The organism is Parendozoicomonas verongulae, assembly GCF_009711465.1.
In the GTDB taxonomy this organism is placed as follows: domain Bacteria; phylum Pseudomonadota; class Gammaproteobacteria; order Pseudomonadales; family Endozoicomonadaceae; genus Sansalvadorimonas; species Sansalvadorimonas verongulae.
In genome coordinates this window covers 1-410 of record NZ_SMME01000239.1, presented here as the reverse complement: position 1 = coordinate 410, position 410 = coordinate 1, and the positions used below count along the sequence as shown (strand labels likewise).

Annotated in this window: 1 protein-coding gene; it reads right to left on the bottom strand. The window is 58.8% G+C overall.

Annotated features, from left to right (window positions below; translation table 11 throughout):
- Positions 1-389, bottom strand: a 389-nt coding sequence (locus E1189_RS00340) for a condensation domain-containing protein (RefSeq protein ID WP_230459829.1), incomplete at its 3' end; no start/stop codon positions are given.
- Positions 390-410 lie beyond the last annotated feature (21 nt).

Here is a 410-nt window from a genome sequence, read left to right as displayed (position 1 = left end):
AGGGTCGAGGTAAAGACGACAGGCATTAACACGTCGCTATCGGGTTGGCGCTGACGCAGGGCCCGCAAAACCTCAACGCCGCTGAACAGACGGTGGGACAAGTCAGCAAAGAGCTGTTTCTGAACCGCGGCGGCCTGTGTCAGGAAAGAGGCCTGTGGGTCGGGATCGAGCGCGAGGAGGCTGAGAGCGGTAAAATCGCCAATGATCTGATCCACCTGTGGGTGTACCGGGTGACGCTGGAAGGTGGTCAGGTTCAGGGTCATGGCCGGTTGTTGACTCCAGTGGCCGAGAGTCCGGGCAAAAGCGGTCAATAGTACGGCATTGGATGTAAGATTTTGCTGCTGTGCGCTGTGCCTGAGTGACTGCCACTGTGCGGACGAGAGTGACAGTGTTCGGCGGACAAAACGGGG